At 58.3% G+C, this 12,889-nt stretch carries 13 protein-coding genes; 1 reads left to right on the top strand and 12 read right to left on the bottom strand.

All coding sequences use genetic code 11. The annotated features are described in order from the left end of the window. Positions 1 to 74: 74 nt before the first annotated feature. The 10 genes from ftsA to ftsW form a co-directional block, all read right to left on the bottom strand. Positions 75 to 1,409: a cell division protein FtsA gene (gene ftsA, locus ACFIO0_RS05160; protein ID WP_390914227.1), complete on the bottom strand. Its 1,335-nt coding sequence runs from the start codon at positions 1,407 to 1,409 to the stop codon at positions 75 to 77. A 3-nt stretch (positions 1,410 to 1,412) separates the two neighbouring features. Beyond that, entirely contained in the window at positions 1,413 to 2,306 is an 894-nt protein-coding gene (locus tag ACFIO0_RS05155) for a cell division protein FtsQ/DivIB (protein WP_390914226.1), read from the bottom strand. Further along, on the bottom strand, positions 2,294 to 3,199 hold the full coding sequence (locus ACFIO0_RS05150) for a D-alanine--D-alanine ligase (RefSeq protein WP_390914225.1): 906 nt from the start codon (positions 3,197 to 3,199) through the stop codon (positions 2,294 to 2,296). The genes ACFIO0_RS05155 and ACFIO0_RS05150 overlap by 13 nt, the downstream gene beginning before the upstream one ends. A 113-nt stretch (positions 3,200 to 3,312) precedes the next feature. After that, the gene (murB, locus tag ACFIO0_RS05145; protein WP_390914223.1) at positions 3,313 to 4,230 is read right to left on the bottom strand and encodes a UDP-N-acetylmuramate dehydrogenase; all 918 of its coding nucleotides are present in this window, start codon (positions 4,228 to 4,230) and stop codon (positions 3,313 to 3,315) included. Further along, positions 4,227 to 4,493 (bottom strand): hypothetical protein, encoded by a 267-nt coding sequence (locus tag ACFIO0_RS05140; RefSeq protein WP_390914222.1) that lies wholly within the window; start codon positions 4,491 to 4,493, stop codon positions 4,227 to 4,229. Before ACFIO0_RS05140 ends, murB begins: the two co-directional genes overlap by 4 nt. After that, positions 4,490 to 4,747: a DUF2484 family protein gene (locus ACFIO0_RS05135; protein WP_390914220.1), complete on the bottom strand. Its 258-nt coding sequence runs from the start codon at positions 4,745 to 4,747 to the stop codon at positions 4,490 to 4,492. Before ACFIO0_RS05135 ends, ACFIO0_RS05140 begins: the two co-directional genes overlap by 4 nt. Beyond that, positions 4,744 to 4,932 carry a UDP-N-acetylmuramate--alanine ligase gene (locus tag ACFIO0_RS05130; protein ID WP_390914219.1) on the bottom strand — a complete coding sequence of 63 codons (189 nt, stop codon included), beginning with the start codon at positions 4,930 to 4,932 and terminating at the stop codon, positions 4,744 to 4,746. Before ACFIO0_RS05130 ends, ACFIO0_RS05135 begins: the two co-directional genes overlap by 4 nt. 343 nt (positions 4,933 to 5,275) lie before the next feature. Next, positions 5,276 to 6,682, bottom strand: a complete 1,407-nt coding sequence (murC, locus tag ACFIO0_RS05125) for a UDP-N-acetylmuramate--L-alanine ligase (RefSeq protein ID WP_390914217.1) — start codon at positions 6,680 to 6,682, stop codon at positions 5,276 to 5,278. Beyond that, a complete protein-coding gene (locus tag ACFIO0_RS05120; RefSeq protein ID WP_390914216.1) occupies positions 6,679 to 7,785 on the bottom strand; it encodes a glycosyltransferase in 1,107 nt (368 codons plus the stop codon). The genes murC and ACFIO0_RS05120 overlap by 4 nt, the downstream gene beginning before the upstream one ends. Next, positions 7,782 to 8,951 carry a putative lipid II flippase FtsW gene (ftsW, locus tag ACFIO0_RS05115; protein ID WP_390914214.1) on the bottom strand — a complete coding sequence of 390 codons (1,170 nt, stop codon included), beginning with the start codon at positions 8,949 to 8,951 and terminating at the stop codon, positions 7,782 to 7,784. The genes ACFIO0_RS05120 and ftsW overlap by 4 nt, the downstream gene beginning before the upstream one ends. 230 nt (positions 8,952 to 9,181) lie before the next feature. Here ftsW and ACFIO0_RS05110 point away from each other — a divergent pair, with 230 nt between their 5' ends. Further along, on the top strand, positions 9,182 to 10,357 hold the full coding sequence (locus ACFIO0_RS05110; protein WP_390914212.1) for an aminoacetone oxidase family FAD-binding enzyme: 1,176 nt from the start codon (positions 9,182 to 9,184) through the stop codon (positions 10,355 to 10,357). A gap of 16 nt (positions 10,358 to 10,373) precedes the next feature. On the opposite strand, the gene murD is transcribed toward ACFIO0_RS05110, so the two are convergent. Both murD and mraY read right to left on the bottom strand, forming a co-directional pair. Next, complete coding sequence (gene murD, locus ACFIO0_RS05105; protein WP_390914210.1) at positions 10,374 to 11,768, bottom strand: UDP-N-acetylmuramoyl-L-alanine--D-glutamate ligase; 1,395 nt, start codon at positions 11,766 to 11,768, stop codon at positions 10,374 to 10,376. A gap of 42 nt (positions 11,769 to 11,810) precedes the next feature. After that, a complete protein-coding gene (gene mraY / locus ACFIO0_RS05100; RefSeq protein WP_390914208.1) occupies positions 11,811 to 12,881 on the bottom strand; it encodes a phospho-N-acetylmuramoyl-pentapeptide-transferase in 1,071 nt (356 codons plus the stop codon). Between the last annotated feature and the right edge of the window lie 8 nt (positions 12,882 to 12,889).

The following is a 12,889-nucleotide window of genomic DNA, read 5'->3' as shown; positions in this document are numbered from 1 at the left end:
AATTCGGACGCAAAATATGGGCGATTTTTCGCCTGATCACGCGTCATTTCGCGCAATCACGCGATATATGGCGCCTACCAGTTGTCTCGGAACCATTTTACGGCGCGTTTCAGCGAACGCGCAGGGTAGCGATCCGCTGGAATGTCAAAATCCCACCACTCGTCTTGCGGGTGTGCTGCGAACAGCGACAAGCCTACCGCCGAGGCAAAGCTTGGGCCTGTTGCGGCCTGCGGCAAACCGTGAACGCGCAATGGTCGCCCAAGGCGCACTTGCTGCCCGAGGATCTTTGAGGCCAGCCCATCTAGCCCCGGAATTTGACTGCCGCCACCGGTCAGAACAATCTGTTGGCTTGGTAAATGGTCGAATCCTGCGGCGTCCAAACGCGCGCGAACTTCTTCCAGAATTTCTTCGACCCGGGGGCGCATAATGCCGATCAGTTCCGCGCGCGATGCGGTGCGCCGATCGTGTTCGTAGTCACCCGTGTCACCGCCGATTTCGATCATCTCACGATCATCCATGCCCGTCGCATGAACGCCGCCGTAGAATGTTTTGATCCGTTCCGCATTGGCTGTCGGCACTTGCAGACCCAGCGAAATATCCGATGTGACATGATCGCCGCCCATGCGGACGGTGTCGGCAAAAATCATGTGCTTTTTGATAAAGATCGAGATGCTGGTCGACCCGCCCCCCATGTCGATGCAGGCCGCACCCAGTTCCTGTTCGTCCTCGACCAACGCCGAAATGCCCGAAACATAAGGCGACGACGCGATGCCTGCCAATTCCAGATCACAGCGTTTGATGCAATGCGCCAGATGCTGCACAGCGGCAGCATCGACAGTCAGCATGTGCATATCGACAGACAGTTCATTGCCCAATTGGCCACGCGGATCAGACAGACCTGACCGGTGATCCAGCGCAAAGTTCACGGGCTGTGCATGCAGCACTTCGCGGTCCATGCCATAGTCCGGCACATCGCAGCTGGACAGCACGCGCGCCACGTCGTCTTCGGTCACGACTTGACCGTCCAGCGATACTTTGGCGTCCAGCCCGTAGCTGCGCGGATCAGCACCGGCAAAGCACGCGATCACGTGATCAACGCGGATTCCGGCCATTTTCTGTGCCGCCTGTAACGCTGTGCGAATAGCCCGCTCTGTTTCAGCCATGGCCGAAATTTCGCCAAAATGCACACCGCGCGACCGGGTTGTGGCCGCACCGATGACGCGAAAACCTGACTGGCCAGCAAGCGAGCCGATCTCGCCCTCTTCGCCAACTTTGCCAGAGCCGTCAAAGCGCAAAACCAAGCAGGCAATCTTGGAACTGCCCACATCCAAAATCGCCACCACACCGCGCTGCATCGCAACTTTGCGCATGTTGCGCATACTGCGCTGGCTGTCATACAGGTCCATCATCACTTATTGTCCACTCTCGGAAAGCTGCCGGATGCGCCACCATTCGGTGGTGGCGTCGTTATTCATTTTTACTGTCGGGCGACCGCTAAGGCGCATGTCCACCACGGCCACATCGCGGCTTAGAACCTCTTGGGCCCCCTCAAGAGCGATCACGTGTTCCAGCGCGGATACGCCGCCAAACTCTGGCAGCAGGATGCGTTGATCTCGGTCCAAAACGATATCCCAGCGCCGCTCGCCCATGCGCACAACACCGCGCAAACGCGCGCCCAAAGGCTGGGCTGTGCGGATCAGATCAAGCGCTTCGCCCACATGTTTGTTGGCCCCCGCGCCCGCAATCAGCGGCAGGTCAGGACGTTCCACACGGAACGGCAACATTTCGACATGCGCGCCGGATGCATCGACCAGCGACAGCCCGCCGTCTGTGCGCCAAACGGCGACAGGAACACGCGGCGTCACGTCGATTTGCAGCACGCCGCCGGGACGAATGCGCAAAGACGCTTGGGCCACGGGCGGCAAGTCGGTGATGATCTTGCGCATCTCCTCAAGGTCCAGATCAAACGAGCTGACCGGAAAATCGATTGGCAGATTGGCGCGGATATCTTCAGAGAGTTCGGTGTCAGCGCCATCAATCGCCATCAGACCGACCATGAATTCGGGACGCTCTTGAATGCTGGCGCGGGCCTCGGCGACGGAATCGCGGATTGCGGCCTGACGGTCAGGGTTGGTAAAATAGTAAGTGCCAGCGGCCAACGTCAGCGCGAATGGCAGACCTGCACGCAAGGTCAACCGAAACATCGGCGTCAGCATCAAACGCTGCAAGCGCCACGCCCAACGCGACGGTGCCGGATCAGCCTTGGGGGTGCGACGGATCATTTTGGGTGCGCTCAGCGGGGACATGACGCGTCCTCCACCATCCAGGCGCAGAGTTTTTCGAACGAAATGCCCACGGCTTGCGCCTGTTCCGGGCTGAGCGATGTGGCGGTCATGCCGGGTTGTGTGTTGGTTTCAAGTAGGATCAGGCCGTCGACGCCCCGGCTTTCGTCCCAGCGGAAATCGGTGCGGCTGACACCACGACATCCAAGGGCTGCATGGGCGCGCAAGGCGTAGTCCATGCACAGATCGAAAATGTCGGAAGGGACATCCGCAGGGACAATGTGGCTTGAGCCACCTTCTTTGTATTTGGCGTCATAATCATACCAGCCTGTCGTCAAAATATCGGTTACTGTCAGGGCACGGTCGCCCATCACGGTCGTGGTTAATTCGCGGCCCGGAGCGTATGTTTCGACCATAACTTCGGTCGGCATATCATCGTCCAGTTGCGGCGGTCCGTTGTTGTCTTTTTCAACAAGGTAGACCCCGACCGAGGATCCTTCGTTGTTTGGCTTCACCACATAAGGTGGTGCCATCACGTGACGCGCACGCACGTCATCAGCGCGCGCAATGATGCTGTCCACGACCGGCAATCCAGCCTGACGGAACACGTCTTTGGAGCGTTGCTTGTCCATCGCCAAAGCCGAGGCCAAAACACCGGAATGTGAATAGGGAATACCGAGCCATTCAAGGATGCCTTGCACGCAGCCGTCTTCGCCCCAACGCCCATGCAGGCAATTGAGAACCGCGTCCGGTTTAAGGTTGCTTAAAACCGCAGAAAGATCGGGGCCTGCATCGACCTCGATCACTTCAAATCCTGTCTCCCGCAATGCGGCGGCGCATGCGTGTCCTGTATCCAATGACACTTCGCGTTCAGCCGAAGGGCCACCCAATAATACCGCCACTGTTCGGGGTGTCATGCTCGACTGACCCACCAGAGTGCCTCTATGTCCCGACCTCTTTTAGCGAGGTCTTATTTTTATGTGCCGATTTTCGGCGTTTTGAAATGCAGGTCTATACCCGTATTGCGACCCTAAGGATCACCGACCCGCATAATTTCCCATTCTAGCGTAATACCACTGGAATCGTAAACCTTTTTTCGCACGTCTTCGCCCAATCCTTCCAGATCGGCGGCGGTTGCGCCCCCTGTGTTGATCAAAAAGTTGGAATGCATCTCGCTCATTTGTGCGCCACCACGGCGCGCGCCACGCATGCCTGCATCATCGATGACTTTCCATGCCTTCAGGTCGTGCACATCATCGGCTTTTCCGGTTGAGCTAAATCCCGCCGGATTGCGGAACGTACTGCCAGCGCTGCGGTCTTTGGTGGGTTGCGACTGGTCACGCTTGGCCAGTTGATCGGTCATGCGCTGGTGGAGTTCGGCAGGCTCACCGGATGGTCCTTGCAGGATCGCACTGGTGATCACCGCCCCCTCTGGCAGCTCGGTTTGGCGGTAATGGAATTGCAGATCATCCGCGCTCAGCTTTACGATTTCACCAGAGCGCAAAACCGCTGTCGCCTGCACAAACACGTCTGCCGTGTAGCTGCCGTAACAGCCTGCGTTCATGCGCACCGCACCGCCAATGCTGCCGGGAATTGTGCGCAAAAATGTCAGGTCGACACCAGCATCCGCCGCCTTGCGCGCCACGTGGCTGTCTAGGGCCGCGACACCTGCCGTGACCCGATTGCCGTCGATTTCGATACCGTTAAACCCACGCCCCATGCGCACGACCACGGCCCGCAAGCCGCCATCACGCACGATCAGGTTGCTGCCGACGCCCATGGGAAACACCTGCACATCTGTGTCCAGCGCCTTGAGGAAATCGGCCAGATCGTCGATGTCCGCGGGTTGAAACAGATAGTCCGCAGGGCCGCCAACGCGCAACCACGTGAGGTCAGACAAATCCCGTTGCGGCGTCAGCCGTCCGCGCACCGTTGGCAGGTCTGTCATTCTTCAACTTTCCATTCGCGCGCGCGTTTGCCCAAAAAACCGGCCGCAAAGACCGAAATCTGGAACAGCAACATGCCACCGCCCAAGATCACAATCACTTGCGTAGGCGACGCGCTCGCAAAGAAATACACCGCAATCAAAACCGTCGCGGCCACCCAGAATGCAGCCCAAGCCACGAACAACCAGATCCGACCTTTGAACCCCAACCACAGGCAGACCATCGCAATGACAGCCAGCGGCGAGACAAAGACTAGCGCGCTCATTCTTGGGTTCTTCGTGCTGAGCGTTTGATCCAGCGGCCAAGGTAAACGACGGGCCAGCGCAGCACGCTCATCGCGGCGACCATGACAAACAGACCGGCGCCCGGACCGTTTTGCCACGTAACAAAGCCAAGGATCGGGATGCCGATGCCGATCAGAATATAGGCGTTGCGCCAGTGGTAATCGCGGCTGGGGGTCATGGCCAAAAGGTTGGCAATCAACGCCCAGATGCAAGCAAGGATCAAAGACAGGCTCATTTCGGAATCTCCGGATTTTGTCCCCGCAAGCGCGCCCAAATATAGCGCAGCGGATTGCGGAACATCGATAGAAACGCGAACACGGCCGCAATGGCCAGCCACGGGCTAACTTGAATACCAATCATAACGATCAAAATCGGGGCCGCGACAAGCAACGCGATCCCTGGCACATATTGACGTCGCATCGGCAGCATCGCACAGCCCACGCTGGCAAAAACCCATGCAATGCAGAGCCACAAAAGTGTCACTGCGCGATCTCTTTGCCCGTCAGGCGGCGAATGGTCCAGCCCATCAAAAGCCCTGCCAAAGACGTTCCCGTCATCAGCACGATCAACGACAAAACATACGCGTCCAAAGACGTCATAAAGCCATTGGTTCCGCTAGACGATGTCAGAACCATCGCCAAAAAAAGGACTGCTAGAATAGCCGTACATACGAGCCAAAGTTTGGCAGTTCGCCGCGGTCCGACCCGCAATGTTACAACGCAAAACAGCGCTGCAATAACAAGAACAGTTGCGAGCATCATAGCTAAGCCGCCCCCTTCATCAATCGATCCGGTAACCCGTTGGCCCAAGTTGAAATTGTCCCCGCCCCGAGACAGACCACCATGTCACCCGGGCGTGCCTGTTCGCGCACAAGGCGTTCTAGGTCGGCCTCGTCGTTCACAGCGCGCGCGTGGCGGTGACCGTGACGGATCAGGCCTGCGATCAGATCATCGCGCGAGGCCCCCTCGATAGGGTCTTCGCCCGCAGCATAAACATCTGCAATGCCGACAACGTCTGCGTCGTTAAAACAGGCGCAGAATTCCTCAAAATGGTGCGACAACCTTGTAAAGCGGTGTGGTTGGTGGACGGCAATCACGCGGCCTTCGCTGGCTTGGCGCGCGGCCTTTAGCACCGCCGCGATTTCCACAGGGTGGTGTCCGTAATCATCAATGATTGTGACTCCGTCGATTTCACCAACTTTGGTAAAGCGGCGATTGACACCCCCGAAAGCCGCCAAAGCATCGCGAATTTCACTAGCCTTCATGCCGAGATGCCGCGCCACTGCGACAGCCGACAAGGCGTTCGAAACGTTGTGATCACCCGGCATGGGCAAGGAGCAGCCTTCGATCACCATATCTTCGGATTGCAGCGCAATATCGAACTTTGCCACGCCACCAACGTAGTGCAGGTTCAGCGCCCGCACGTCAGCCTGCGCGTTAAATCCGTAGGTCACGACGCGGCGGTCGGTGATCTTGCCCACAAGGCTTTGCACGTCGGGATCATCGGTGCAGCACACGGCCACACCGTAAAACGGAATGTTGGACACAAAATCAAGGAACCCTTGATGCAGCGCCGCCTCCGTGCCCCAATGTTCCATGTGTTCGGGGTCAATGTTGGTCACGATCGCGATTGTTGCAGGCAGGCGGTTGAAGGTGCCGTCGCTTTCATCTGCCTCGACGACCATCCATTCGCCCTGCCCCATGCGCGCGTTGGACCCGTAGGCGTGGATGATGCCGCCGTTCACAACGGTCGGGTCAAAATTGCCGGCAACCATCAGTTCCGCCATCATCGTGGTGGTGGTGGTTTTGCCATGCGTGCCCGCAACTGCGATGTTGGATTTCAGGCGCATCAACTCGGCCAGCATTTCTGCGCGGCGCACAATCGGCAGGCCGCGCGCACGGGCGGCGTCCAATTCAGGATTGCCGGGTTTGATGGCCGAAGAAATCACCACGACCTCGGCGTCCGCAATGTTTTCGGCGCGCTGTCCCTCAAAGATCAGGCCACCCAATTCGTGCAGACGGTCGGTGATTTTTGAGGTCTTAAGGTCAGATCCCTGCACCACATAGCCGTGGTTCAACAACACTTCGGCGATGCCGGACATGCCGATGCCGCCAATGCCAACAAAATGGATCGGGCCAACGTCGCCGGGCAGTTTGGTGGCAGCGTTCATGTGCTTGATCCTTGTGTTGTGTTGGCGAGGGCTTCGACCATCTCGACCAATGTCTGGGTTGCTTCCGGCTTGCCTGTGCTTAGGGCTGCGCGCGACATTTTGCCTGCTGCCTCCGGCGTGCTGAGCACGGTTTGGATTTGCTCGCTTAAGGCATCAATGTTCAGTGCGGCCTCTGGGATCAGGATCGCGGCACCCGCGTCTGTTAGCCCGCGCGCGTTGGCGGTTTGGTGATCGCCGGTTGCCGCAGCAAACGGGATCAGGATCGACGGGCGCCCGATCACAGAAATATCGGCAACAGATGACGCACCAGAGCGTGAGATCACCAATTGCGCCTCGCTCATGCGGCGCGGAACATCGTGGAAAAACGGCTGCACATCGGCATCAATCCCGTTTTCAGCGTAATAATCGCGCACACGGTCTTCGTCTTCGCCGCGCGCCTGATGGCTGACGCGGATGTTGGCGAGCATGTCCATCGGCAATTGCGCAATGGCCGGTGGCACGATGTCAGACAGAATGCGTGCACCCTGACTGCCACCGATGACCAGCAATTCCATCGGGTAATCGCCCGGTTGAATGTAGCCAGCGCCCGCCCGTTCCAGAACCGTGCCACGCACGGGATTGCCGGTGTGAATGCCTTCGATGCCTTCAGGCAACTCTGTAGGCCACGTGCCACAGGCGATCTGATCGACCCGTTTGGCGAACAGTTGGTTCACCCGGCCGAGCACGCCGTTTTGTTCGTGGATCATCCGCGGACGGCGCAGCAATGTGGCCGCAGCCATGGCAGGAATGCTCGGGTAGCCGCCAAAACCGACAACAACGTCGGGCTTGTCACGCATCATTTTGAACGCAGCACCCAGCACGCCCGACGCAATGCGAAACGGCACCAGCCCTTTGGCAATCAACCCGCCCCGCGCAAAGGTGGCGCTGCTGATCTGTTCAATCTCGGTGGTGTGAGGAAAGCCGCCTGTGTAGCGCGCGCCGCGTGCATCCGTGCTCAGCTTGACCCGCCAACCTTTTTTCAACATCGCCTCGGCCAAGGCTTGGGCCGGGAACATGTGCCCGCCCGTACCGCCGGCTGCGATCATCAAAAGTGGTGCTTTCATCGGTTGCGTCCCCGGCTGAGTAACTCGCTGATTTCGCCCTGCGGACGCGTGCGCGTAAACGCCAACAACATCCCCAGCGCGATGCCCGATGCGATCACGGACGAGCCGCCATAACTGACAAACGGCAGCGTCATGCCCTTGGCTGGCAACAGGCGCACGGCCACGCCCATGTTGATCATCGCCTGAACGCCAAACATGCAGGCAAGGCCGGTTCCGGCAAGACGAATAAACGGATCACGTTCACGCACCAAACGCAGCAAAGACCGCACAACCACGCCACCATACAGCATGATGATGACCAGAACCATGATCAGCCCGTATTCCTCGGCCGCGACAGCAATAATGAAATCGGTGTGCGCATCAGGCAATGACCATTTCACTTGGCCCTCGCCGACACCAACGCCGAACAATCCACCCTCGCGAATGGCATTGGTCGCATAGCCCAACTGCGTGGTCGGATCGACATCCGTGGATAGAAAACCGTCAATGCGACGGGCAAAGTGCTCAGAACTGGAATACGCGACAATCCCGCCGACAACGACCAAACCGGCCATGCCAACCAGCAGCAGCATCGGCGCGCCAGCCACAAAATACATGACACCCCAACCAAACAGAACCAGGCAAGCTTGGCCAAAGTCAGGCTGCATCGCCAACATCAGCACGATCGAAATGCACAAGGCAAACGACCATGTGCGACCAGGCGGGCCGTTTAATTCCATGCTCGCCGCCATCATCCACGCAGCAGCAACCACAAAACCGGGTTTTAAAAATTCAGAGGGTTGCAGTGAGGCAAAGCCCAGCGAATACCAGCGCACCGCGCCTTTGCCAAAATCGGTGCCAAAGAACGGCAGCATCGCCAGCGCGACAAATGCGCAAACAAAGCCAAGAACCGCCAATCGGCGCACCAAAAGCGGTGACATCATCGACGTCAGCAACATAACAATGATCGCGACACAGCCAAAAAACGCTTGGCGCTGCACGTAATGAAACGGCTCGAAACCGTTCTTTGCGGCCAATGGGGGCGACGATGCCAACCCCAGCAAAAGACCGACAGCGAACAGGATCAACACACAGGACAACGCCCATTTGTCTATTGTTCGCCACCACTTAGGAAGAATAGGCTCACCACGTTGAACCTGAACTGCACCATAGACCATCTCTGTCATGGGGTACGCCTTTACACTGCCTCAAACCGTCCCTTTTCGGGATCTAGGGCTAAGTATAGCGTGTTTTAACCGCGCAATCCACCACTGATTGCGCCACGACAGATCCAAATCCGGCATCGCTTGTTCTGATCAAAAATACTCAAATCATCAACAGCAGTGACACCCAGTGTAACCGATCCCCATCGCAACCCTTGCTTGACGGCGCGGCATCCCTCAGGCAAGCGAAGCCCATGCAATTTGATACGTTAATCATAGGGGCCGGAGCCGCAGGAATGATGTGCGCCGCGCACGTCGGCGGGCGCGTGTTGATCGTGGATCACGCCAAATCCGCAGGCGAAAAAATCCGGATCAGCGGCGGCGGTCGATGCAACTTCACCAATATGCACTGCGCGCCGCATGCGTTCCTGTCCCAAAATCCGCATTTCGCAAAATCTGCGCTGGCGCGGTACACCCAGTGGGATTTTGTTGATCTAATCGACAGCTACGACATCGCCTGGCACGAAAAAACTTTGGGCCAGCTGTTTTGCGATGTGTCCGCCAAGCAAATCGTCGCAATGCTGCGTGATCTGATGGAAAAAGCAGGCGTGCAAGTGCATTTGCAAACGGCCGTGCACGGCTTGGAAAAAACTGACGCTGGATACAAAGCAACCTTGACCGGCCCGAACGGTCAGGCCCAAATCGAGACCACCAATGTTGTGATCGCCACCGGTGGCAAATCCATCCCCAAGATGGGCGCGACCGGCTTTGCCTATGATATTGCACGCCAATTTGGCATTTCGCTGACCGACACGCGCGCAGCACTTGTACCGTTCACCTTTCCCGAAGACCGCTTTGTCCCCCTCGCGGGTGTGGCCACGCCGGCCCGCGTCACCGCGCAAAACACCGCCTTCGACGAGGCGATCTTGTTCACTCATCGTGGCCTGTCCGGTCCTGCGATCCTCCAAGCCTCGAGCTATTGGGTTGAGGGGCAAACCGTGACGCTGAACATCGACCCCGAGAACACGTTGTTTGAAAAACTGCGCACCCAGCGCCAATCGCAAGGGCGCAAGAACCTGACGACCGAAATGGCACGCCACCTGCCCTCTCGGTTGATCGATTTTGTAGCAAAAGACCTCGATTTATCTGGCAACCTCGCCGATCAATCTGATGCGCGCCTCGGCGAGATCATCACGCATTTGCAAAACTGGACGCTGACCCCCGGCGGCACCGAAGGTTACCGCACCGCCGAGGTCACGCTCGGCGGTGTCGACACAGACGCGCTGTCGTCCAAAACCATGGAATGCAAAGCGCAAAACGGGCTGTTTTTCATCGGCGAAGCGGTGGATGTCACGGGTTGGCTGGGCGGATACAACTTCCAGTGGGCGTGGTCATCCGCGATGGCGACAGCACGCCACCTGAACGGCTAACAGCGCCGCGGAGCAGTTACAAACCCGCCTTAACCTCGGCTTCAAAATCCTCGCCGCGCCGCTCAAAGCTGTCGTATTGATCAAAACTGGCAGCGGCCGGTGCCAGCAAGACGACATCGCCGTCCGTCGCGTCGCCCATGGCGGCCGCGACAGCTGATTCCATCGTGGTGCACACTTGCGTCTCACACGTCAGCTGCATCGCAAATTGCGCGGCTTCGCGCCCGATCACGTAGGCTTTTTTGACCTCACCCGCGACAGCGTTCAACGGTTCAAGCCCGCCTTCTTTTTGCAAGCCACCGCAAATCCAGCGGATATTTTTGAACGCCTGCAAGGCTTTGGCGGCACTGTCCACGTTGGTCGCCTTGCTGTCGTTGACGTAGCGCACGCCGTTGGCCTCGGCGATGGTTTGACTGCGATGCGGCAAGCCACCAAAGCTGTGAAAGGCCACCTCGATCACTTTGGGCGCGATGCCCAACGCGCGGCACGCAGCGTAGGCCGCGCAGGCGTTTTGGTGGTTGTGCGCACCGGGCAAGCCCGCGATCTCGCGCAAATCGATCGAGCCTGCTTGGCGCCCTTTGCGGTATTCGCTTAGGAACCCCTTGCGCGCAAAAACTTGCCAGCCGGGACCGGTCAGTTTTTCCTCGACTGACACGCGGATTACGCGGTCATCGGCAGCGCCTTCGCTCAGTTGCCCTGCGAGGAACTGGCCTTCGATTTCGTCCACACCGATCACGGCGCGGTCTGGTCCGCCCTCAGCGAACAGGCGGCGTTTGGCGGCGAAATATCCGCCCATTCCGGCATGGCGATCCAAATGATCCGGCGACAGATTGGTGAACACGGCGACGTCCGGCGTGAGGCTGCGCGCCAGCTCGGTTTGGTAACTCGACAGCTCCAGCACGACCACTTCGCCGTCAATGGCCGGATCAATGTCCAACACCCCGCGCCCGATGTTTCCGGCCAGTTGGCAGGGGCGTTGAGCGTGGGTCAAAATGTGGTGGATCAGTGCCGAGGTCGTCGATTTTCCGTTCGAACCGGTCACAGCGATCACTTGGGGGATGGTTTCGAAGTTGTTCCATTCAGGCGTGGCAAAGGACTGAAAGAACAGGCCGATGTCGTTGTCGACAGCCACGCCTGCCTTTAACGCCGCCGCGACCACGGGGTTGGGCACCGGATACATGTGCGCAATACCGGGTGATACGATCAGGCGCGCGATATCATCAAACGCGCCGTGTTTTTTAAGGTCACTGCACACGAGCCCTTCGGCCTCGGCTGCAACCCGCGCGGCGTCGTTGTCATCCCAGCAAACCGGAATGGCACCGCCTTCGCGCAGCGCCAGCGCCGCCGACAAGCCAGAGCGCCCCAGCCCCAAAACTGCAATCCGCGCGCCGCTCAATCCTTGAACCGTAATCATCCGCTGCTCCGCGTGTTGGAATGTTCAGACATCGACAGCGCCCTACCGGACTTTCAGCGTCGCCAAACCGATCAGCGCCAAGATCAGCGAGATGATCCAGAACCGGATCACGATCTGCGGCTCGGCCCAGCCTTTTTTCTCGTAGTGGTGATGGATCGGTGCCATCAGGAACACTCGCTTGCCGGTCTTTTTGAAATAGAGGACTTGGATGATCACCGACAGGGCCTCGACTACGAACAACCCGCCGACGATGCCCAGCACCAATTCATGTTTGGTCGACACGGCAATCGCGCCCAAAGCGCCGCCCAAAGCCAGCGATCCGGTATCGCCCATGAACACGGCCGCAGGGGGGGCATTATACCACAAAAAGCCAAGGCCGCCGCCTGCAATGCCAGCGGTAAACACCAGAATTTCACCGGTGCCCGGCACGTAGTGCACGTCAAGATATTCGGTGAAATCCACGCGTCCAACGGCGTACGCAATGATGCCGAGCGTCGAGGCGGCAATCATCACCGGCATAATCGCCAAACCGTCCAGACCATCAGTCAGGTTGACCGCATTGGCCGCCCCGACAATCACAATCATCGAGAACGGGATGTAGAGTACGCCAAGATTGATCAGAACGTCTTTGAACACTGGCAAAGCCAGTTGATTTTGCAAATCTTCGGGATGGGCCGCAGCCGCGAAATAGGCCGCAATGCCGGCAATTGCGAACCCCAAAAGCAGGCGGATTTTGCCCGACACCCCAGCCGTCGTTTGTTTGGATACTTTGGCATAATCATCGGCAAAGCCGATGGCTGCAAACGACACGGTCACGAACAAAATGATCCAGATAAACGGGTTGTCCAGACGCGCCCACAGCAAGGTGGAGGTCAACAGTGCCCCAACAATCAGCAATCCACCCATGGTGGGCGTGCCGGCTTTGGCAAAATGACCTTCAGGGCCATCATCGCGGATCGGTTGGCCTTTGCCTTGGCGGCGTCGCAACACGTTGATCAAGGGTTGGCCAAAGATAAAGCCAAAGAAAAGCGCTGTCAGAAACGCCCCGCCTGCACGCACAGTGATGTAGCGAAACAGGTTAAACGCGTCGTATTCCGACAACCAATAGAGCATCGCGCTCT

Source organism: Pseudosulfitobacter sp. SM2401 (genome assembly GCF_042932805.1).
Taxonomy (GTDB): domain Bacteria; phylum Pseudomonadota; class Alphaproteobacteria; order Rhodobacterales; family Rhodobacteraceae; genus Ascidiaceihabitans.
Note: the sequence above shows the minus strand (reverse complement) of the source record. Positions and strands in the feature narration are given on the sequence as shown.

What these genes read in the sequence shown, in the direction of transcription:
- ACFIO0_RS05110 (WP_390914212.1), top strand. Translation starts at nt 9,182, where the DNA reads ATGCAATTTGATACGTTAATCATAGGGGCCGGAGCCGCAGGAATGATG.
- murC (WP_390914217.1), bottom strand. Translation starts at nt 6,682, where the DNA reads ATGAACGCTGCCACCAAACTGCCCGGCGACGTTGGCCCGATCCATTTT.
- ACFIO0_RS05130 (WP_390914219.1), bottom strand. Translation starts at nt 4,932, where the DNA reads ATGCGACGTCAATATGTGCCAGGGATCGCGTTGCTTGTCGCGGCCCCG.
- ftsW (WP_390914214.1), bottom strand. Translation starts at nt 8,951, where the DNA reads ATGACAGAGATGGTCTATGGTGCAGTTCAGGTTCAACGTGGTGAGCCT.
- mraY (WP_390914208.1), bottom strand. Translation starts at nt 12,881, where the DNA reads ATGCTCTATTGGTTGTCGGAATACGACGCGTTTAACCTGTTTCGCTAC.
- ftsA (WP_390914227.1), bottom strand. Translation starts at nt 1,409, where the DNA reads ATGATGGACCTGTATGACAGCCAGCGCAGTATGCGCAACATGCGCAAA.
- ACFIO0_RS05140 (WP_390914222.1), bottom strand. Translation starts at nt 4,493, where the DNA reads ATGAGCGCGCTAGTCTTTGTCTCGCCGCTGGCTGTCATTGCGATGGTC.
- ACFIO0_RS05155 (WP_390914226.1), bottom strand. Translation starts at nt 2,306, where the DNA reads ATGTCCCCGCTGAGCGCACCCAAAATGATCCGTCGCACCCCCAAGGCT.
- ACFIO0_RS05120 (WP_390914216.1), bottom strand. Translation starts at nt 7,785, where the DNA reads ATGAAAGCACCACTTTTGATGATCGCAGCCGGCGGTACGGGCGGGCAC.
- ACFIO0_RS05135 (WP_390914220.1), bottom strand. Translation starts at nt 4,747, where the DNA reads ATGAGCCTGTCTTTGATCCTTGCTTGCATCTGGGCGTTGATTGCCAAC.
- murB (WP_390914223.1), bottom strand. Translation starts at nt 4,230, where the DNA reads ATGACAGACCTGCCAACGGTGCGCGGACGGCTGACGCCGCAACGGGAT.
- ACFIO0_RS05150 (WP_390914225.1), bottom strand. Translation starts at nt 3,199, where the DNA reads ATGACACCCCGAACAGTGGCGGTATTATTGGGTGGCCCTTCGGCTGAA.
- murD (WP_390914210.1), bottom strand. Translation starts at nt 11,768, where the DNA reads ATGATTACGGTTCAAGGATTGAGCGGCGCGCGGATTGCAGTTTTGGGG.